This window comes from Phycisphaera sp., from assembly GCA_025916675.1.
Taxonomy (GTDB): domain Bacteria; phylum Planctomycetota; class Phycisphaerae; order Phycisphaerales; family UBA1924; genus JAHCJI01.
Genome location: CP098402.1, coordinates 2,688,179 through 2,707,418 on the forward strand (window position 1 = coordinate 2,688,179; position 19,240 = coordinate 2,707,418).

Genomic DNA, 19,240 nt, shown 5'->3' on the forward strand with positions numbered 1-19,240 from the left:
CCAGCATGAACACTTCAAGATCTCGATTCGCTCAAGCCGGATGGATCAGCGTGTGCGTCATGCTGGCCGTCCTTGTTTCAACGGTTCGGGCCCAGACGCCCTCTTCGGGTACGACCGGAGGGGGCGGCGGCCCGATCAACACGATGTGTCCGGTGACGACGGACGAGCCCATCGACCCACGATTCACCGTGGAGTACGAGGGCGTGACGGTGGGCCTGTGCTGCCGCCGGTGCAGAACGAAGTTCGAGGATGACCCGGCGGCGTACGTCGCCAATCTGCCAGCCTCATTTGTTCCAGCCGCAGCTGAACAAGAGCATGACGCTGACGCGCACGAACCGACAGAACGGCCCACGGATGATGGTCACACACATACCGACGAAGAGTCGGACACGGGTGACGCGTCCGAGGACGGTCACGACCACGCGACCGATCACGACACCGCCAAGCGATCCAAGATCGCGGTTTGGATCGGCAAGTTCCACCCCCCGGCCACGCACCTACCCATCGGCTTGCTCATCGGTGCTGCTATCGCCGAGGCATGCATGATCGCCACGGGCCGTTCCTACTTCCGCCATGCTGCGGGATTCTGTCTCGCACTGGCTGCCGCTTCCGCCCTCGTCGCGGCTGGGCTGGGCTGGTTCAACGCCGGGATCACGTTCTGGGAAGACGATTGGCTGCTGGCGACCCATCGCTGGTTGGGAGCTTCGACGACAACCCTGTCGGTGCTCGCGCTGATCGTGTTCGCACGTGCAAACCGCCAGTCCGCTTCGAGCCGGGCCGTGCTCTGGTATCGCGGTCTGTTGTTCTTGACGGCGGGCCTGGTCGGTGCCACCGGCTTCTTTGGTGGGGCCCTTGTGTACGGGATCAATCACTATGCGTGGTAAAGCCAGCGGGTGCCGCAGAAGCCATTTGGCTCGTATTCCTGCGGTGGCGCATATTGACCGAGCATCAACACACAGTGTCGTGTTCGGCAACTGACTAGAGAGCCCTGAGATGCATCGATCCTCATTCGCCATTCGACGGTCCGCTGACTCCGAGACGGCTCATGCGCACGACGACCAGTACGAATCTGGAAGCCTGACCCTCACCGGTTCGATCGCGATGGGCACGGGCGTCATGATCGGTGCCGGCATCTTTGCCCTCACCGGCCAGGTCGCCGAACTTGCGGGGGGGCTGTTCCCGCTTGCATTCATCGCGGCCGCCGTCGTCGTCGCCTTCAGCGCGTACTCGTACGTCAAGGTCTGCAGCCAGTATCCCTCGGCGGGCGGCATCGCCATGATCCTCAAGAAGGCCTACGGGCCCGGGGTCGTCACCGTCGGCTGCTCACTACTGATGTACTTCTCGATGGTCATCAACGAGAGCCTGGTCGCACGCACCTTTGGCACCTACACGCTACGCATCTTCGGCAAGGGCTCCGACTCGTGGCTCGTGCCCGTCCTGGCCGTCGGCCTCATCGCCGTCGCGTTCGTGGTCAACCTACTTGGCAACACGCTCATCGGAGGGTTCAGCAAGGTCACCGCCGTTGTCAAGATCCTGGGCATCGCCGTGTTCGCCGGCATCGGTTTGTGGGTGTCGGGCCTCTCGTTTGACACCCTCACCTCAGGCGGTGCCGACCAGGCCAGCGGCGGGGTCACAGGCTTCCTTGCCGCGGTGGCGCTCTCGATCCTGGCCTACAAGGGCTTCACCACCATTACCAACAGCGGTGATGAGATCAAGAACCCGAAGAAGAACGTCGGGCGATCCATCATCTTCTCGCTCATCATCTGCACCGTTCTGTACATCATCGTTACCCTGGCCGTCGCGGCAAACTTGAGCGTCAACGAGATCATCGCTGCCAAGGACTCGTCTCTGGCCGAAGCCGCGCGCCCTGCCGTGGGCCAGTGGGGCGAGTGGCTTACCGTCGCTCTGGCCATCGTCGCTACGATCTCCGGGCTCATCGCCAGCATGTTCGCCGCCTCGCGCATGTTTGCGATGCTTACCGACATGAAGCTTGTCCCGCACAGCCACTTCGGCATGCCCGGGCGCATCCAGAAGCACACGCTTGTGTACACAGCCGTCATCGCGATGGTGCTGGCCACCTTCTTCGACCTCAGCCGGATCGCGTCGCTCGGGGCCATCTTCTACATCGTCATGGATATGGCCATCCACTGGGGGGTCTACCGCCACCTCCGGAAAGATGTCGGCGCAAAGGCCCCCATCGTCCTGACCGCATTCGTGCTCGACGCGATCGTACTGGGCGCGTTCCTGTACCTGAAGGCTACCTCTGACCCATTGGTGCTCGTGGTCTCGGTGGTCGGTATGGCCATCATCTTCGGTGCCGAGTGGTGGTTCATCAGGCGGTCCAATACCGCAGAGTCGACTCACAACAACGAAGCGATGTAGTCAGTACCCGATACCCATTCGATCGATGGGAACGCCCAAGAGGAACCAATCAATGCCACGCGACCCCGTCTGCGGGATGGAAGTTACGCCTGACAATGCCGCCGCTCGTGTCGAGCACAACGGCCAGGAGCACCTGTTCTGCAGCACGGGGTGCGCTGACAAGTTCCGCGCCGACCCAGACAAGTACCTCGGTGGGCAAGCTCTCAAGTGCGAAGGCGCCGAGGATGCTATCTACACCTGCCCCATGCACCCAGAAGTCAGGCAAGTCGGCCCGGGTGACTGCCCCAAGTGCGGCATGGCCCTCGAACCCGTCGACGCCACCGCCGAGCAGGATGACACCGAGCTGCGCGACACCACTCGTCGCTTCTGGATAGCCGCCACCCTCACCGCGCCGCTGCTGGTCTACGTCATGGGCAACATGCTACTGGGTCATCCTTTCGATCGCTGGATCAGCCCTGCAGTCAGCCAGTGGGCCGAACTCGCTCTGGCAACCCCGGTCGTGATCTGGTGCGCCTGGCCATTCTTCGTTCGCGGCGTTCGCTCCATCAGGGCCCTCAGCCCGAACATGTGGACGCTCATCTCCATCGGTGTCTCGATCGCCTATGTCTTCAGCGTCGTGGCCACTATCGCCCCTGGCCTCTTCCCCGAGTCCCTGCGCGGCGAGTCGGGCCAGGTGGGGGTGTACTTCGAGGCTGCCGCCGTCATCGTTACCCTCGTGCTCTTGGGCCAAGTCATGGAGCTGCGTGCTCGCCGTCAGACCGGCGGCGCGATCCGCGAACTCCTCGAGCTTGCGCCACCCACGGCGCGACTGATCCGTGACATCGGCTCCGACGAGGAGGTGCCCGTGGATCAACTCGCTACCGGCGACCGCGTCCGTGTCCGCCCCGGAGACAAGATCCCCATCGACGGCAGCGTCAAGGAGGGCAAGAGCACCGTTGACGAGTCCATGCTCACCGGTGAGCCCGTGCCCGTTGAAAAGTCCTCGGGCGACGACGTCACCGGCGGCACCGTGAACAAGACCGGGTCCTTCGTTATGACCGTGAGTCGAACCGGCTCGGACACGACCCTCGCCCAGATCGTACAGATGGTCGCCGATGCCCAGCGCTCCAGAGCGCCCATCCAACGCCTGGCCGACGCCGTCGCCGCGTGGTTCGTGCCGATCGTCGTCGCCATCGCAATCATCGCCTTCATCACGTGGCTGCTAGTAGGCCCGTCGCCCTCGTTCAGCTACGCCCTGGTCGCCGCCGTTTCGGTGCTCATCATCGCATGCCCCTGTGCCCTCGGGCTGGCGACGCCCATGTCCATCATGGTCGCCGCCGGCCTGGGTGCCAAGCAGGGTGTGCTCGTCAAGAATGCCGCCGCGCTCGAAGCGTTCGAGTCCATCGACACCATCGTCGTCGACAAGACCGGCACGCTCACCGAAGGCAAGCCCAAGCTCGTGGGCGCCGACATGCAAGGCCGCCAGGACGAGCCACGCATCTTCGCCCTCCTGGCCGCCGCCGAACGCGGTAGCGAGCATCCTCTCGCTCAAGCCATCATCGAAGGCCTCGAAGAACACGCCCACGAGCGATTGGAAGCCACCGACTTCGAAAGCATCACTGGCAAGGGCATCATCGCCACCGTGGAGGGCTCCAAGATTGCTATCGGCTCGCCCGCCCTCATGCAAGACCAGGACGTGGACATCACCGCGCTCACCGATCAGGCAGACCAGCACCGCAAGGAAGGCGCCACTGCCATGTTCGCCAGCGTCGATGGTCGGCTCACGACACTACTGGCCGTCGCCGACCCGATCAAGAAGACCACCCGCGTCGCCATCGACGCCCTGCACAAGCAGGGCCTCACCATCGTCATGCTGACGGGCGACAACCAGACCACCGCTCGAGCCATCGCCGACCAACTCGGCATCGACCGTTTCGAAGCCGAGGTGCTACCCGAGCAGAAGGCCGCGACTATCCGCAAACTCCAGGCCGATGGTCACAAGGTCGCTATGGCAGGCGACGGCGTCAACGACGCGCCCGCACTGGCACAGGCCGACATCGGCGTCGCGATGGGTACCGGCGCGGGCGTGGCCATCGAGAGCGCCGCCATCACCCTCGTTGGCGGGGACCTCAACGGACTCGTCCGTGCCCGCGAACTCAGCCGCGCCACCATGCGCAACATCCGCCAGAACCTCTTCTTCGCATTTGCTTACAACACCGCCGGCGTGCCCATTGCCGCGGGCATCCTCTACCCCTTCTTCGGCGTCCTGCTCAGCCCCATGCTCGCCGCTGCGGCCATGAGCTTCAGCAGCGTCTCGGTCATCCTCAACGCGCTTCGGCTTCGCCTTCACGTCTTCCCTCGCTCCTGACCTTATCCCTGAGGCACTCAATCGCGAGGACGACAGTCGTCTCATGATCTTAAGTCCCCTGCTTGCGAAGCGATGGCATTGTAGGTTCAGGACCGCAACACGTTGTCGTGCCAGCTACAAGCCATGTGCGGCTTCGGCAAGCAAGACTATTCCGAAGTACCCCGCAATTGCCTTGGATGCGGTGGTCTCATCCGATCAATCAGACCACCGAGAGCCGCTGCGATTGTTTGCGAAGAGTCGCCTGCTATTGGTAGGTAGTATCGAGTTCTTTCGTACATATGCCTCGTGGATCAACGTGGACATCCGCTCAGGGTCTTCTGTCCAATCGAACAACTTTGCGTAGCCGCACTCCACGTTGTCGTGCAGTCGCGGAGGGATGGTGTGTTGGTCGTACTCCTTACGGCCACACGCAGGGTGGGTAGGCAGGAAGAGTCCCAGCAGGCCAGACCGCGGGCTGGCTCGAGTATCGCGAATGCTGGCCGAGAGTTCCCAGTCAACGAATTTTCGTTGCCACGTATTGGCACCAATGAGCACTACAGTGACTGAACTATCTCGAAGATACTCGTCTCGGATACGCTGCATGACGGTCTCCGTGGGGAGCGGGCCTTCAAAGTCTCCACGGTCAACGGACCCTCGAACCAGTGTGTCAAAGTGGACGCCAAGACGTTCAAATAGCAATTTGTAGCGTTCATCTGCGTCATGGTGGTAGCTGACGAAGACCTTGTGCCGCGCTGTCATAGGTGATCTCCCTTGCTTGTACATCCTGACGGTGACAATAACGATAGTCAACCGCTCGAATATCAAGGCACCTTGCCGCATCTAGAAAATGCACCAGGCTGTCTGAGGCTAATTCCCCAAAATGCTAAGTATCGCGCTGCTGTTCCAGCCACCGTCGTGGAGCCGCTGGCAGTGGGGATGTCTGCGGTCGCACTCGTCGCTAGCCTATCTGGTGGAGGACAAGACCAGCTCATGCGTAACGAGTGGGACCTAGCCCGGACGAGAGCAGAACAGAAGTGCTGAGGCCAAAGATGAATCTTGTGGTGTTAGCTTTAGTCGTACTGCCCGCATGGACAACATACTCGTCCTTTCGCGAAGGCGACTTATTCGGCCAGTGGACAGGCCTGACCCTCGTATGGGTAGTGCTCGCCACGGTCTTTTTGGACAATAAACTCCTTCCGACGCTGAAGAACGCCCTCATAACCGTAAGCGCTGTCAGTGCTGTTCTGATGTATCGTGAAGGCTCCGGATATATGGCGTTGCTATTGGGCATTGTTGTGGTCGTGTTGCTCCTATCACTCTTGCGAGCGCCGATCGGTACAGGGTCAGCAGTCGGATCACGGTCTCATGTGGCGTCCGCTGGTGAAGGGGAGAAGACAGATGCAGCAGCCGACGCCGCTCGCGGGCGACCGTTGCGTTCGGTGGCCATCCCGGCTTTCAGCTGGTTCCTGTGGATTGGGCCAGTCGCGTTGATTGCGCTTCAGTTGTATTGGCTGATTGCGAGCACACAGGGTCTGCGGGATCTGCTCGGCCAGGAGGAGTTCCGGGCCTCTCAGTGGGGCATGCTTCATCTCCAATTTCTCTGCTTCATTCCAGCAGTGGCTTGCCTTGCGGCATGCAAAGCCGCGATAGATCGCGGGCCTCGCATTCTACTTCTTCGTGGTTTTGGCGACATGACTCTCTCGGAGACGGTGCTCAAGAGACTTATCCCTGTTCTGGCGTCTTTGGGACGAGTTGTAACCGTTGAAGACGAGTCGCTGCTCGACCAACGCATTCACCCTTGGCGTGCGATCGTGTATCCGAATACACTGGTGACGACTGACGAGGCTACCTGGCCCGCCACAGTCGCTAACGAACTGTCCTGTGCCGATGCAGCGGTATTTGTAGTCGGCCCTACCTGGAGCCCGAATCTCCAGCGCGAACTCGATATGTCCAAGCGACGCTTGCCAGGTAGCCGAGTGATCATCATTGCAGACGCCAAGCGTGTCGCTGCTCCGCCCTTGGATTGGCAGGGATGTCAGGTCTACTGCGAACCGAAGACTCGAGCCGACCGAGCCCGACTGATGCTGGCGCTCTTGGGTGTACTGGACTAGTCTGGGACAGGATTATCAGCGTCCGGGAATCTTGACCCGCTCGATCCACAAACGGTGTTCGCGCGAGATCGCTCCCTCGACTTCCTCAATGAAATCGCCGAATTCTTCCTCCGTGCGCACATGATCGGCGCGTGTTGCAAGTCCATTGAGGTCCCGGCTTGCCACCCCGTAGGAGTTGGCAAGATCTGAGAATCGCTTTGTCTGGGTCCAAGCGAGCAGGCAGGCGGCGAGTGCGGCGATCCCACCAGTCGGGTTGTACTGCACGTCAACGAGCAGCCGCACCACCGCAAGCACGACGGCCAAGCCATCGGCAACCAGAATTGCATAAAACCACCGCTGTTCCAAGCGAGCATTGGACTTCGCTTTTTTTGTGTACCAGTCGAGTTGATCTCGAAGCCTAAGCGACTTGTACAATGTGAGCCTCTCGGCAAGCTGTAGCGATCGAATCTCTCGCATTGCTGGCACGATTTCCGGGCCATCAACTTGATGCTGTGAGAGGTATTTCTCGACCTCCGGAAAGCGAGCCCGGATTTGCTGCAACTGGTCTAGAAACGCACGCTCTTGGCTTTTAGTGTCCGCCTCGTCGGCGGGCCGCGGAGTCATCATGAATCGCCATGCGGCGTGTTTCGTGTTCTCGGCGAAGGCTCGGGCCCGAAACCATGCGTCGTCGAGCCCGCCCATCTTGAGTACGAGCCCGATGAGCAACGCCAGAAACATAGCGAGTGCAATCGCGATCGAGACAGCCTGCTCCCAGCGATCGGATGTCGGACTCCAGCATGCGAGCAGTCCGGTTATCGCAAGGAGCCCAAGGTGGGTCTTCACCGCGAGCATGTACCAACGCTGGCATGAATTTGATGCCGCGTCACTGCACTTGTACAAAGCAGGATAATCGATACCGTTCATCGGCCATCCGAGAGCGCGTAATTGCGGATCGCGCGGACGATGGACTCTGTGTTCCAGCCCACGATGTCCTTTGCCGCACGAGCCACCGCATCCGGAGTGCGCTCAGACGCCCATGGACGGATTCCAATAATCGGTCTTCCGATGCGCCGCGCGAAATTGATCTCGTACTGGATCCAATCACTGTGCGACACATACATCCCACCCAGGATCAGGAAGACGTTGGCAGGGCGCATTTGGTCGTTCAGGCGGGATGTCAACTGCTCGCTGGTCTCCAGCGGGTCGTGCCTCGGCACGCTGAGGTTGGTCCAGTAGAAGTTTGGAGCCGACTCGAGGAAGCTGACGATTCGGTTATAGCTCTCGCTGTAGGCCCATGCATGACTGATAAACACTTTGTAATCGCGGAGGGTGGGCATGTAGACAATTCTCGCTCAGCTGCCATGACGGACTGTGTAGAACTGGAGGACTCGCGTCCAAGCTGGCTAAGCATAGCTAATTGGGCTTGGCAACACTGACCCATGCTCGCCTTAGCCTGCCGCTTCCCGGCGGATCCGCTCCCGCGCCGCCTTGACTTGGTCCTCGGCAACCCGTCGGACCGCGTCCCAGCCCTTTTTGTCCAGGCCCAGCTGCTCCGCCGCATTTTGCGCCACCGCGCGCGGCAGCTCGTCGAGGGCCTGGCAGACGATGCCGAGGGCTTCGTTCCAGCTCGCCCGCACCTCGTCCACCGGCAGCAGCTCCCCCTGCATCTTCCGCAGCTCGATCACCTTCATGTTGGCGATGGCGGTCTCTTTGATCGCTCGGGCCTTGTTGTACTCCTGCTGGGTCATGCTGGGGGCTCCGGTCGTTCGCGCGTGCCAGGGCTTGGCCGGTGAACTGCCCGGCTTGCGGCCGGCGCCCTCGCGGCGCCCGCCGTGGCCGGTGTCGAGGACATGATCTTCGAGCCACGCGCGGCATGTGGCCTCGTCCCACAGCCGGCCTCCATCGGGCGTGTGGCCGGCGGGCGGCATGCCGTCCTGGGCGTACTTGCGCACCGTCGACGCGGCCAGACCCAGGCGGTCGGCGAGCTGCGAGGTTGTGAGCGGGTCGGGCGGCATGTCACGGGCTCATCCTGGTCCACTGGCGATATCAAGATTCTGTGGGCCATTCGCACACGAAACGCGAACCCACGCCAACCTTCGTTTCTCATAGGGCCTGACTAGTACCCAACAGGGGGGCTAGGCGGCCCGCGCGTCATCGCTTTCCCCTGCGGTGTGCGATTGATCGGCGGCTCGCCTTGCCTCGCGCGAGATGCGAGGGCGTCATGTGTGCCAACGCGTGGCATGGGGCCACGCCGGAGGACACGACCATGACGACGACGACGAAGACCGCCACGAAGAAGACGGCCACGAAGACAAGCACCAAGCCCGCGGCGAAGAAGCCAACGGCGAAAACAAAGGCGCCCGCCAAGCCCAACGCGAAACCGAAGGCCAAGCCCGCGCCCAACGCCGTCACCGCGGCGACCAAGAAGCCCGCCAAGCCCACGCCCCGCAAGGGCAAGCAGCCCAGCGGCCTCGACCTCGCGGCCAAGGTGCTGGCCGACGCCAAAGAGCCGCTGGCGGCCAAGACGATCGCCGAGCGCGTGATCGCCGCGGGCTGGCAGACCAGCGGCAAGACGCCGCACGCGACGCTGTACGCCACGATGACGCGCGAGATCCAGACCAAGGGCAAGGACGCTCGCTTCGTCAAGGTCGAGCGCGGCCGGTTCAAAGCAAAGGCGTAACGGCATCACTCCCTACCCCCTCACGCTCCGGCCTTCGCCGTGGCGTTCTCGCGTTCCGCCTTGCCACCGGTGAACTGCTCCCACCGCGTCACGATCACGTCGCAATACAACGGGTCCAGCTCCATCAGCAGCGCCCGCCGCTGGGTCTGCTCGGCGGCGATGAGCGTCGAGCCGCTGCCACCAAACAGATCGAGGACGCGCTCGCCGGGGCGCGACGAGCACTGCATCGCGCGGACCGCCAGCTCGGCGGGCTTCTCGGTCAGGTGCACCATGCTCTGGGGGTTGACCTTCTTGACCTGCCACACGTCGGGCACGTTGTTCGGCCCGAGGAACACGTGGGCTGCGCCCTCGCGCCAGCCGTAGAAGCACCACTCGTGGTCGCCCATGAAGTCCTTGCGGCTGATCACCGGGTGCATCTTGTGCCAGATGATCTGCTGGGCGAACTTCAGGCCCGCAGCGTCCAACGCGCTGGGGTAGTTGGCGATGTTCGCGTAGCCGCCCCAGATGTAGAACGCGCGGCCGGGCTCGAGCGCGTCGGCTGCGTTGTGGAACCACGCCATGAGCAGCCGATCGAACTCCTCCCCGCTCACGAAGTCGTTGGCCAGCGGCCGGTCCTTGGCCCGCAGCTTGGCCGTCGTGCCGCTCGTAGGCCCGGCCTTGCCCTTCGCATCCAGGCCGCGCCCGCGCTTGGTCTTGCCCTGCTTCTGGGGCGCGAAGTTGGTCTGCCCGGTGACGAACGCGTTCTTGCTGCGCGGCTGGACCGCCACGTTGTAGGGCGGGTCGGTGTTGACCAACTGCACGGGCTCGCCATCGAGCAAGCGTTGGACGTCGTCTGCGTTCGACGAGTCGCCGCATAGCAGCCGGTGCTCGCCGAGGATCCACAGGTCGCCGGGCTGAGTGATCGCCTCGTCGGGCGGCTCGGGCACGCTGTCGGCCTCGCCCTCACCCTCGGCCACCTCGGGCTCGAGCAGCTTGTGCAGCTCGCGCTCGGCGAAGCCCAGCAGGTTCCAGTCCAAGCCGATCTCTTGCAGGCCAGAGAGCTCGAGCGGCAACAGCTCCAGGTCCCACTCGCTCAGCTCGGCGGTGCGGTTGTCGGCGATGCGGTAGGCCTTGGCCTGCTCGGGCGTCAGGTCCGCCGCGACGTGCACGGGCGCCTCGGCCAGCCCGAGCGACTGGGCCGCCTTCCACCGCGTGTGCCCGCAGACGATCACGCCATCGCCGTCTACCACGATCGGCTGGCGAAAGCCGAAGCGCGTGATGCTCTCGGCCACCGCCGCGACGGCCTGGTCGTTCACGCGCGGGTTGCGCTCGTACGGAACGATGTCCGCCAGCCTCCGCATCTCGATCGCCAGCCCCGCCTTCGATCCACTCGCCACCTTCGTCATTGTCCACGCTCCTTGGCGCCTCGCGCCGTGTGTTCGGTCCGTTGCCCGCTTGCCCGCCCGTTGGCCCGTCGTGGGCCCGTGTCGCGTTGGGTGGCCGAGGTTGGGGTGTCGCCGCCTCTAGGCGCCCTCGGCCGCACGCGGGCACGACGGGCGGAAGTCTGAAAGAGGGGAGAATCCCTAGAGATATGAAAGAGAGAGATACTTCTTTCACTTTCTTCAACCTTGTTCCTCTGCGCACCTTCTCCCCCCGCTTCCCTTCTCTCTGTAACACCCAGAGAAAGAAGTGAAAGATGTGAAGGAAGCCCCTGGCGCTGCTTATGGAAGGGCATAGACCACCTTCCTTCTGCCCTTGGTGGGCTCGGCCCGCTCGACAAGCTGCCCGGTCTCCAGCAGGTTGTCGATGACCTCCTGCCGCTCGCGCTGGGTCAGGGCCTGCGTGCGGCGGCACAGCTCGCTGCGGCCGAGCTCTCCGCCCATCTCGCGCACGACGCGCAGCACCCGCTTCTGCCTCGCGTCGAAGACGCCCTCGGACACCCACTGCCCCGCAACATGCAGCAGCCGCAGCGTCAGGTGCTCGCTCAGGCCGCACGCCCACCGCGCGGCGGGCGCGTCGATCACCGCGTTCTCGCGGTCGGCCGAGCACGCGTGCAGCAGGGCCAGCCGGCAGGCCTTCTCCTCGGCCCGCGCCCACGCCGCTGACACGCTGCCCGGGGCGCCCTCCATGCGGGCGTCGACGGTCTTGGCCAGCGCGTCGAAGACCGCGCGGGCCTCCTTGGTCGTCTCGACCAGGCGTGGCTGTGGGTGCTCGCGGGCCAGGTTCCCGCCGGGGATGTGCTCGTGCCACCACCGGGCCGCCTCGACCACCGTCGCGGGCGCGTCGCGCTGCGTGGCCCAGCGGCGCGCCGGCCGCTCGTCGGTCTCGAAGACCAGCAGACGCGCCGCGAAGCCGTCGGCCAGGCTCTCGGTGGTCAGCGACTGGTAGAAGTGCTCGAAGACCGTCGTGCCGTAGACCACCACGCACGGCTGGTCGATGACCTTATTGCGCTTGGGGTCGGCGTAGGCCTTGCCGCGGTACACCGTGTCGGCGCTCGAGTACAGCTTCATGAGCGCCGTCAGCACGTTGTACAGGTGCGGGGCCCGCTTGGGGTCGCCGATGGTTCGCAGGAAGCGGCCGAACTCGTCCATCTGGAAGAGCACCGCCGGCTGGGCCTCGACGGCACTGAACAAACCGGCGTCCGAGGCCAGGTCCTCGTTGCCTTCCAGCTCGATCGCGCCGGCCTCAAAGAGGATCGCCTTGTTGACCTTGCGGGCGTGGTCCTTGCCCGCGCCCGAGTCGGCCACGCCCACGGCGTAGAGGTTCGTGCGGTTGCCCAGGGCGTCGCGCACCTTGCGCGCGGTCAGTACGGCTTGCAGGCACAGCGCCCCGGCCAGGGCCAGCACCGGCTGGGGCCGCTTGGCGGTCTCGAGGTTGAATCGCACGACGTCGCCCACGAAGCCGGGCACATCGAGCAGGTGCTCGGGGATCGGGCCGGGGTCGGCGTGGACGATATGACGCGGCGTTGCCGTGAGCGCAGACAAGTCAACCGCAGTATGCAGCTCGTCGCGCTTCGCCTCCAGCAGCCACCCACGTGGGCGCTCGTGCGGCTTGCTCGCTGCGTCGTCGACCTTGTGGCGTAGCTCGCGCTCGCTCCACGGCGGCTCGCACCTCGGGTTGTACCGAGTGGCCAGCAGTTGTAGCGCCACATCGGGCGAGAGCGCGAAACCATGGACGAGCGCGGTGGCCGCCGCGTAGGTCTGGTTGTGTCCGCCGCTACCGGCGATGGCGGGGGGCATGGCGTCGAGGTACGCGGCCGCGCGACGCTCGATCTCGTCGCGCGACGTGATGATGCAGGGCGCGCTGCGTGCCGGCTCGATGGTGCTGCGCCTCTCACGCACCGCGTCCGCCAGCGCCCGCACGCACGCGGCCAGCATCGCCGCGGGCACGACCGCCGGCTCGCCCTCGAGCACGTCGTACCACCCGCCGCTGGGGTGGACGCTGGGGCCGACGACGGTCTGACACCCGGTTGATCGCAGCTCGACGATCATGGTGCCATCGGCGTCCGTGTGCTTGGTCGTCGCCGCGCCCTCGGAGACATACCAGCGATGCGAGCCAGGCCGGCCCTCGCGCCCCGTCACCGCGTTTGTCGCAGGCAGGTACTGGTCCGCCAGCTCGACCGCCTCGTCGCAGTCCAGGTCGACGTCCACCAGCCAGCCGCTGGGCTCGCCGAGGATCAGGCCGATGTTGCACTCGCCCTGGAAGTGCGACGCGAGTTCGTGTTCGTCCAGTCGCAGCGCGGGCCAGCCCTTGAGCGTCGGGGCCTTCGCGCCCGCGGCGATCGGCAAGACCCGCCAGCTGCGACGCGTGTACGTGACGGCGGCCTCCAACGAGCTGGGAAGCGTGGCAGCCATCAGAACGGGATCTCGTCGTCGGGGATGGCGAGCGCCATCTCGGGCACGGCGTCGGGGTTGTCCAGCCGCTCGGGCTTGGGACCGAGCTCGCATGCGATGATGCGGTCGAACTTCTCGCCGGCCACGCGGCGCACCGTGATGCGACTCGGCTCGGCCAGGGCACCAGCGTTGGCCAGCTCCACCGCCTCTTCGGCATCGCCCGGCGCGGGCTCGCGCGAGCGGAGCCGCCACCAATCGACCGACTTCGATCGCGCGTAGCCGTCATGGCCGATCGCGATCCACTCGCTGACGACCTCGGCCAGCGCGATGTGGTAGTCGACACGCATGGTCGGTGGCGCGTCGGGCTTGCGGCGGCTGTGGTGCACGCGGTAGCTCACCGACTGCACCTCGTGCTCGGCCTCGCTGATCTGGCCCGTGAGGATGCCCGCGTCGCTCGCGACCACGCCATGTTGTGTGCGCTCGGGCTCAGGGAAGGCGTACCCGCACTCGGGGCAGTCCCTGCAGCCGGTCGCGACCAACTCGTTGCACGCGGGGCACTCTTTCGCCGGAGGCAGGCCACCGTTCTGCCCGGGCCGCTTCGCTGAGAGCGCATCGACCGGGCCGTGCCGCAGCACGTTGCCCGCGAAGTCGAGCACCAGGCAGTCGGCCTTGCCCGGCGATAGGCGAAACCCCCGCCCGACCATCTGGTAGTACAGCCCGCAGCTCATCGTCGGCCGCAGCAGGGCGACGCAATCGACGTGCGGGGCGTCGAAACCCGTGGTCAGCATGTTCACGTTGGCGAGGTAGCGCAAATCACCCGATCGAAACCGCCCGATCAGCCCGTCGCGCTCGGCCGGGGGCGTCTTCGAGCACACGAAGCCGCACTCGATGCCGTGGCGTTCGGCCAGTTTTCGGGCGACGTGGCGCCCGTGCCGCACGCCGCTGGCGAAGATGAGCGTCGCGTGGCGGTCCTTCGTGCACTCGGCGATCTCGGCGCACGCGCCTTGGACGAGCGACGCCTCGTCCATCATCGCCTCCGTCTCGCCCGCGATGAACTCCCCGCCGCGCATGTGCAACGAGCCAAGGTCCGCCCGCGTCGTGCCGGCGCGCGTGCGGAGCGGCGAGAGGAAGCCATCGCGGATCAGCTCCGCGACCCCGACCTCGTAGCACACGTCGCTGAGCACGTGGCCGTCCCCGCACAAGGGCCCACCCTTCAAGCGATACGGCGTGGCGGTCAGTCCGACGACACGGGCGTGCGGGCAGTTGGCTTTGAGGTCGCTCAGGAACCGCCGGTACATCCCCTCGTCGGCGTGGGGAACCATGTGGGCCTCGTCGATGAGCACCAGGTCGATCGGCCCGCCCTCGGTCACCAGCTCGCACGCGCGGCCCCACACGCTCTGGATGCCTGCGACGGTGATTGGCGCGCTCAAGTCCTTGCGCTTCAGCCCCGCTGAGTAGATGCCCATGGCCAGCCCGGGCGCGACCTCGTGCATCTTGCCCGCCGCTTGCTCGAGCAGCTCCTTGACGTGTGCCAGGATCAGCACGCGGCCGTTCCACTCCTCCGCCACGTCGCGGCAGATCGTCGCGATGACGGGGGTCTTGCCACCGCCGGTGGGGATGACCACGCACGGGTTCCCATCGCGCTTTTCAAGGAACGCGTACGCCGCGTCGATCGCCTCGCGCTGGTAGGGGCGCAGCTCCATCAGCCGATTCCCTCCACGGTCACGAGCACGAGGCCGCCCTTGACCACCTCGCCGCGCAAAGCTTCGAGTTCGTCTATCTGCGCATCGTCGCGGTACGCCCCGCCCGGCTGGGCCAGCGCGTCGAGCAGGGCCTTGAGGACGTTGTCCAGGTCGCGGCGACGGCGGTCCGGCGGGTGGACCACGATGCGCACCGCCACGCGGCCGTCGAACCGGCGGACGTGCGCGAACGCCAGCTCGGCGGCGACCTGCGTGCGGAACCGCCGGCCCCGGGCGCTCACGATCGTGCGTGAGCCCGCCCGCCGCCAGTAGTGGTTCACACTCGGCGGGTAGGGAAGCCTCAGCTCGATGGACCGGCTCGGCTCACTGGTCCGACTCACTTGCGCCACGGCACGCCGCCCCCGGTGCTCGAGGCCGTGTTGGCCGGTGCGGTGTGCGAGCCGCCACGCTTGGCGTAGCCCTTCACCGTGTTGGTGATCTCGCCGGTGTCGTTGCGCTTCGTGCACGCGACCCTCACCAGCACCGGGACGTTGTGCAGCTCGGCCGAGTCGCGCGGCCGCGTCACGCCCACGGCCGTACACAGGCTGGCCAGCGACGACTTTGCGATCGCCACCGTGCGCTCGTTCGGATGCTCGAGCACGAAGCGGTCCCACAGCTTGCGGCCCTTGTGCTCGCCCTCGAGCACCTCCAGCTCGACCTGCAGGTACTTCCCGTCGCCCTTTTTGGTCGGCTTCATCTGCGAGTCCACCGCGGCACACAGGTACTGCCCCGCGGGCAGGGGCGCGAAGTTGCCGGCGGGCTCCACTTGCGTCGCGTCGAATCCGTTCAGGTCTGCCATGGTCGTGTCCTCTGTATTGCGTGCGGTCGGACGCCGGTGCGCGCCCGAATGCGTCGGTGCGCACCGGCCAACCGGTTCGCAAGTGCTTGCGTCAGTCGGTGTTGGGTCCGGTCTCGTTTTGTTCGTTGGTGTCGATGTCGGGCGCCTCGCCGCGCGCGTACGCCCGGTAGACGCGCTCGTCGAGCGGGATCTCGTCGGGCAGGTTCAGCCGGTTCTTCGCCAGGTGGCTGGGCCGCTCGGTGGTCTTGAGCACCCGCTCCCCCTGACCGATGGCCTGAACGCGCGTGCGGTCGAAGCCCTCCTTGGTGGTCTTCGTGTGCACGCGGTACGTGGCGAACAGCACCTCGTCGCACCACTCCTGCACGAGTGCCGACGCGTGGCGATTGAGCCGCGGGCCGTAGCGGTCGTAGCTCTCGGTCTCGGGGTTGCTGAACTTCTCGATGGCCGCGTGGGCGATCAGCACGACCTGCATGCCGCGCTCGCGGCGCAACGCGTCGAGCCCGGCCAGTACCTCGCGCCATGGCTCGAGGGCGAACACGTAGCCCTTGCCATAGCCGATGTCCTCGATCGATTGCACCTGCCGATCGCGGCAGACCTTGGTGTGGATCAGCCGCTCGAGCCAGTCGAGGCTGTCGATGACGATGGTCTTGTAGGTGTGTTCTTCGGTGTAGAGCTCACCGAGAGCGCCGATCACCTGTTCGAGGTCGGTGGCCAGCGGGAAGCGCGGCGCGTCGATGTCCGCCAGGCCGTCCTCGGTCTGGACGAACACCGGGTCCTCGGCCATCGCCCCGAACGTGCTCTTGCCGATGCCGTGCGTGCCGTACACAAGCACGCGCCGCGGCATCCGCGTGCGGCCCGTTTCGATGGATTCCAGAAGTCCCATGGTGAATCTCCTTGGTGTGTTGGTCAGTTGGTGGGTGTGGGGGTCTGCGCGGTCAGCAGCCGGAGCGACTCGTACCCAGTGGGCCACGCGTCCCGCTCGCGGCAGCGCCTGAGCTCGGCCATGGCTTGTTCGTTTTCGATCCGCGCCGTCTCCAGCAGCGCCTCGTCGAGCTTCCACACGCCGCAGCGGAAGGGCTCGCGCTTCTCGACGGCGATCAGATGCGCCGGCAACGCGTGCCCGCAGGCCCGACGCACGAGCTCGCGGTAGAACGCCAGTTGGTGCGCGTACCCGAACTCGCTGACCTGGGCCTCGAAGCCGTCCAGGTCCTGGCAGGTCTTGAGGTCGACGATGCCCCGACCCTCGACCGGACTGATCCAATCCAGCCGCCCCTGGCACGCGTGCCCGTCGTACTCGACCCGCACCACACCCTCGGCGACCCCGTCGGCCAGCAGCTCGCGGGCGAAGATGTGGTCCTTCACCGCGCCGGCCATCCGCTCGACGATGGCCGCGTCGGTATCGCCCAGCACGGCTTTGCCGCAGCGGGCCGCCCACTTTTGGAACGCCTTGGTCGTCGGCCCGAACGGCTCGCCCCTCCTGGGATTCACCGGCCCGCCCACCGCGTACTCGTCCCTGTACCGCTCACGGCCCTCGAGCGTCAGCACGTGCGCGGCACGCCCGACGATGTACGCCGAGCGGTCCGGCTCTCGGATCAGCCCCTGCCGCTTACGCCGGTACAGCAGCGGGCTGCGCCGGAAGTCCCCCAGCGCGTGCGAGCTGAGGTGGTCGCGAGCCTTAGCGTGGTACACCGCTGCGGGCTCGCGGATGAGGAAGGACAGACAGAGCGAGGCCGGATCGCCCGACGAGCGGTGCCCCTCGGGGCAACGCGGGCAGGGAGGACGCCCGGGCTCGTGCCGGCGGCAGCAGCGCGAACTCATCGCACACCCCCACCCTCGTTCCGTGGGCACGAAGTGCATCGAGGCTTGCCGCAAGTGCCGTCGGATCGGGTACAGGTCACACGGCGGATCCTGAAGCCGTCGGCCCCAAGCTCCCGCGTCAGGAACGCAGCGAAGACCCGAGCGACGGCCCGACCCGAGCCGGTCTGGCAATCGAGTAGCACCGATGTGGTCGGCGTATCGATGCGATAGCGGACCTCCAGCCGCACGCGGGCCTCGCCGTGCAAGCCTTCGACGGCCAGCACGGCGAGGTGCAGCGTGCTCTCGATCTCGGCCAGGTCGGCGCCCTGGCCAAACTCGAAGCGGGTGATCGTCTTGTCCATGGCACAGGCCCTCCGGCGGGGTGCTCCCCCACCGTTGACCTATGCCATGTGTTGCCGGGGTGCGCGCTAACCGAGGTCGAGGTCCTCCAACTGCCTCGAGATCCGCTTGCGTTCGCGGTCGATCGCGTGGCGAGCCACCGACTTCCCAGTCCGTCGCGACCACTCTCGGGCCGTCGCCGTAGAGCCGTGGGCCGCGACATGCTCGATCAGCTCGCGGTCAGAGGCGGTAAGCCGGTCCAGGGCCAGGCGAAGATCCTCGGCCAGGTCCGATGACTCCAGATCCGATCGGCTCCACAGCTCCTGGCGGCGTCGGCCATCGGCCTCAGACAAACCTGCAGCCAGCGTGAACCCGGTCTGGCTATCGATATCCTCATCGATCGAGGCCGGCCTCTGCCACCCGCCCCGCTTGAGCGCCCGCCTGGCCCGGAGCTCCATGCGGAAGCAGTTGGTGGCGAGCTTGATGGCGAACGCCTCGATCGTGCCCTGGCCCGGGTCGTACCGGTGGGCGTTCCTGAAGAGCTGCATCATCGCGAGTTGGACAAGGTCGTCCTCGTCGGAGCGGGAGAAGCCCGGTTTGCAAGCTAGTTTCTTAGCTTTCTGGCGGATCAGCTCGCCGATGAAAGGGTGAGAGCAGATCACGGTTCTACTGGTCTGTCGTGAGTTGTCCAACAGAATCTCCCGTTGGCTGGGAGACGCTGTGGGTGCCGACAGCGACAGCTGCATAAGAGAAAACGGAGGGCGTTGCAGGTATGCCGCTACTGCGGCACCCACAACGCCTCCACTCTGTGGCCGGTTGGTTGTCAGGTACTTCTACACTGTCATGTCATGTTGAGGAGACGACCCTCTTCACCTAGGCAGGCACCTCCTCCACGGTCATCCGGAAGGGAAGGCCATGCCGAACCTCAAGCGACTGGATGACGCCGTCGCCAAGCTGGTCGATGAGCGCGAACAGCTCGACAACCTGCCGCTTCAGCAGAAAATCGCTCTTGACTGATTCGGGTCGAGGGCTGTTGTCTGCCTGGAACTTGAACTCGTGCATGATCCGGGGCATCGGGTCGAGCACGGGCTCACCGCCCCGTATCACCAGCCCTTCGATCCGCCCGAAGTTGATTTTCTGGAGCGTCTCAACCAGGTTCCGACGGTCCGAGGACAGGTGGTGCTTCCAATGCGTGGCGGTCATGCCCAGGTCATAAACAACCACCGTGCCGAATCGAGCACCGTCGTTCCTGGCTCAGGAATGGCGATGGGAAGCT

The 19,240-nt window shown here is 65.3% G+C and carries 18 protein-coding genes; 5 read left to right on the forward strand and 13 right to left on the reverse strand.

The features are described 5' to 3' along the window. Positions 1-5: 5 nt before the first annotated feature. The 4 genes from NCW75_11400 (at position 6) to NCW75_11415 (ending at position 6,819) form a co-directional block, all read left to right on the forward strand. On the forward strand, positions 6-884 hold the full coding sequence (locus NCW75_11400; GenBank protein ID UYV11901.1) for a hypothetical protein: 879 nt from the start codon (positions 6-8) through the stop codon (positions 882-884). Between the two features lie 109 nt (positions 885-993). Then, positions 994-2,382, forward strand: coding sequence for an APC family permease (locus NCW75_11405; GenBank protein UYV11902.1), 1,389 nt, complete (start codon positions 994-996; stop codon positions 2,380-2,382). A gap of 52 nt (positions 2,383-2,434) precedes the next feature. Then, positions 2,435-4,729, forward strand: coding sequence for a heavy metal translocating P-type ATPase (locus NCW75_11410; GenBank protein ID UYV11903.1), 2,295 nt, complete (start codon positions 2,435-2,437; stop codon positions 4,727-4,729). A 1,028-nt stretch (positions 4,730-5,757) separates the two neighbouring features. After that, positions 5,758-6,819: a hypothetical protein gene (locus tag NCW75_11415; protein ID UYV11904.1), complete on the forward strand. Its 1,062-nt coding sequence runs from the start codon at positions 5,758-5,760 to the stop codon at positions 6,817-6,819. Between the two features lie 15 nt (positions 6,820-6,834). On the opposite strand, the gene NCW75_11420 is transcribed toward NCW75_11415, so the two are convergent. The 3 genes from NCW75_11420 to NCW75_11430 form a co-directional block, all read right to left on the reverse strand. Further along, positions 6,835-7,722, reverse strand: coding sequence for an SLATT domain-containing protein (locus NCW75_11420; GenBank protein UYV11905.1), 888 nt, complete (start codon positions 7,720-7,722; stop codon positions 6,835-6,837). Beyond that, the gene (locus tag NCW75_11425) at positions 7,719-8,135 is read right to left on the reverse strand and encodes a TIR domain-containing protein (GenBank protein UYV11906.1); all 417 of its coding nucleotides are present in this window, start codon (positions 8,133-8,135) and stop codon (positions 7,719-7,721) included. The genes NCW75_11420 and NCW75_11425 overlap by 4 nt, the downstream gene beginning before the upstream one ends. Before the next feature lie 111 nt (positions 8,136-8,246). Beyond that, entirely contained in the window at positions 8,247-8,813 is a 567-nt protein-coding gene (locus NCW75_11430; protein ID UYV11907.1) for a hypothetical protein, read from the reverse strand. A 251-nt stretch (positions 8,814-9,064) separates the two neighbouring features. Between NCW75_11430 and NCW75_11435 the strand changes: the two genes are divergently transcribed. After that, positions 9,065-9,478: an HTH domain-containing protein gene (locus NCW75_11435; GenBank protein ID UYV11908.1), complete on the forward strand. Its 414-nt coding sequence runs from the start codon at positions 9,065-9,067 to the stop codon at positions 9,476-9,478. 20 nt (positions 9,479-9,498) lie between these two features. On the opposite strand, the gene NCW75_11440 is transcribed toward NCW75_11435, so the two are convergent. From NCW75_11440 to NCW75_11485, 10 genes are all read right to left on the reverse strand, one after another. Beyond that, positions 9,499-10,863 (reverse strand): DNA modification methylase, encoded by a 1,365-nt coding sequence (locus NCW75_11440; GenBank protein UYV11909.1) that lies wholly within the window; start codon positions 10,861-10,863, stop codon positions 9,499-9,501. Between the two features lie 315 nt (positions 10,864-11,178). Further along, a complete protein-coding gene (locus NCW75_11445; protein UYV11910.1) occupies positions 11,179-13,311 on the reverse strand; it encodes a bifunctional DNA primase/polymerase in 2,133 nt (710 codons plus the stop codon). After that, positions 13,311-14,993 carry a DEAD/DEAH box helicase gene (locus tag NCW75_11450; GenBank protein ID UYV11911.1) on the reverse strand — a complete coding sequence of 561 codons (1,683 nt, stop codon included), beginning with the start codon at positions 14,991-14,993 and terminating at the stop codon, positions 13,311-13,313. Before NCW75_11450 ends, NCW75_11445 begins: the two co-directional genes overlap by 1 nt. After that, entirely contained in the window at positions 14,993-15,310 is a 318-nt protein-coding gene (locus NCW75_11455) for a RusA family crossover junction endodeoxyribonuclease (protein ID UYV11912.1), read from the reverse strand. Before NCW75_11455 ends, NCW75_11450 begins: the two co-directional genes overlap by 1 nt. 56 nt (positions 15,311-15,366) lie before the next feature. Further along, positions 15,367-15,828 (reverse strand): DUF669 domain-containing protein, encoded by a 462-nt coding sequence (locus NCW75_11460; GenBank protein ID UYV11913.1) that lies wholly within the window; start codon positions 15,826-15,828, stop codon positions 15,367-15,369. A gap of 91 nt (positions 15,829-15,919) precedes the next feature. Further along, positions 15,920-16,711 carry an ATP-binding protein gene (locus NCW75_11465; GenBank protein UYV11914.1) on the reverse strand — a complete coding sequence of 264 codons (792 nt, stop codon included), beginning with the start codon at positions 16,709-16,711 and terminating at the stop codon, positions 15,920-15,922. Positions 16,712-16,734: 23 nt separating this feature from the next. Next, complete coding sequence (locus NCW75_11470; protein ID UYV11915.1) at positions 16,735-17,646, reverse strand: PD-(D/E)XK nuclease-like domain-containing protein; 912 nt, start codon at positions 17,644-17,646, stop codon at positions 16,735-16,737. Then, on the reverse strand, positions 17,643-17,987 hold the full coding sequence (locus tag NCW75_11475; GenBank protein UYV11916.1) for a hypothetical protein: 345 nt from the start codon (positions 17,985-17,987) through the stop codon (positions 17,643-17,645). The genes NCW75_11470 and NCW75_11475 overlap by 4 nt, the downstream gene beginning before the upstream one ends. Positions 17,988-18,053: 66 nt before the next feature. Continuing rightward, a complete protein-coding gene (locus NCW75_11480) occupies positions 18,054-18,515 on the reverse strand; it encodes a hypothetical protein (GenBank protein UYV11917.1) in 462 nt (153 codons plus the stop codon). A gap of 322 nt (positions 18,516-18,837) precedes the next feature. Next, positions 18,838-19,167 (reverse strand): hypothetical protein, encoded by a 330-nt coding sequence (locus tag NCW75_11485; protein ID UYV11918.1) that lies wholly within the window; start codon positions 19,165-19,167, stop codon positions 18,838-18,840. Between the last annotated feature and the right edge of the window lie 73 nt (positions 19,168-19,240).

What these genes read in the sequence shown, in the direction of transcription:
- NCW75_11400 (UYV11901.1), top strand. Translation starts at nt 6, where the DNA reads ATGAACACTTCAAGATCTCGATTCGCTCAAGCCGGATGGATCAGCGTG.
- NCW75_11405 (UYV11902.1), top strand. Translation starts at nt 994, where the DNA reads ATGCATCGATCCTCATTCGCCATTCGACGGTCCGCTGACTCCGAGACG.
- NCW75_11410 (UYV11903.1), top strand. Translation starts at nt 2,435, where the DNA reads ATGCCACGCGACCCCGTCTGCGGGATGGAAGTTACGCCTGACAATGCC.
- NCW75_11415 (UYV11904.1), top strand. Translation starts at nt 5,758, where the DNA reads ATGAATCTTGTGGTGTTAGCTTTAGTCGTACTGCCCGCATGGACAACA.
- NCW75_11420 (UYV11905.1), bottom strand. Translation starts at nt 7,722, where the DNA reads ATGAACGGTATCGATTATCCTGCTTTGTACAAGTGCAGTGACGCGGCA.
- NCW75_11425 (UYV11906.1), bottom strand. Translation starts at nt 8,135, where the DNA reads ATGCCCACCCTCCGCGATTACAAAGTGTTTATCAGTCATGCATGGGCC.
- NCW75_11430 (UYV11907.1), bottom strand. Translation starts at nt 8,813, where the DNA reads ATGCCGCCCGACCCGCTCACAACCTCGCAGCTCGCCGACCGCCTGGGT.
- NCW75_11435 (UYV11908.1), top strand. Translation starts at nt 9,065, where the DNA reads ATGACGACGACGACGAAGACCGCCACGAAGAAGACGGCCACGAAGACA.
- NCW75_11440 (UYV11909.1), bottom strand. Translation starts at nt 10,863, where the DNA reads ATGACGAAGGTGGCGAGTGGATCGAAGGCGGGGCTGGCGATCGAGATG.
- NCW75_11445 (UYV11910.1), bottom strand. Translation starts at nt 13,311, where the DNA reads ATGGCTGCCACGCTTCCCAGCTCGTTGGAGGCCGCCGTCACGTACACG.
- NCW75_11450 (UYV11911.1), bottom strand. Translation starts at nt 14,993, where the DNA reads ATGGAGCTGCGCCCCTACCAGCGCGAGGCGATCGACGCGGCGTACGCG.
- NCW75_11460 (UYV11913.1), bottom strand. Translation starts at nt 15,828, where the DNA reads ATGGCAGACCTGAACGGATTCGACGCGACGCAAGTGGAGCCCGCCGGC.
- NCW75_11465 (UYV11914.1), bottom strand. Translation starts at nt 16,711, where the DNA reads ATGGGACTTCTGGAATCCATCGAAACGGGCCGCACGCGGATGCCGCGG.
- NCW75_11470 (UYV11915.1), bottom strand. Translation starts at nt 17,646, where the DNA reads ATGAGTTCGCGCTGCTGCCGCCGGCACGAGCCCGGGCGTCCTCCCTGC.
- NCW75_11475 (UYV11916.1), bottom strand. Translation starts at nt 17,987, where the DNA reads ATGGACAAGACGATCACCCGCTTCGAGTTTGGCCAGGGCGCCGACCTG.
- NCW75_11480 (UYV11917.1), bottom strand. Translation starts at nt 18,515, where the DNA reads ATGATGCAGCTCTTCAGGAACGCCCACCGGTACGACCCGGGCCAGGGC.
- NCW75_11485 (UYV11918.1), bottom strand. Translation starts at nt 19,167, where the DNA reads ATGACCGCCACGCATTGGAAGCACCACCTGTCCTCGGACCGTCGGAAC.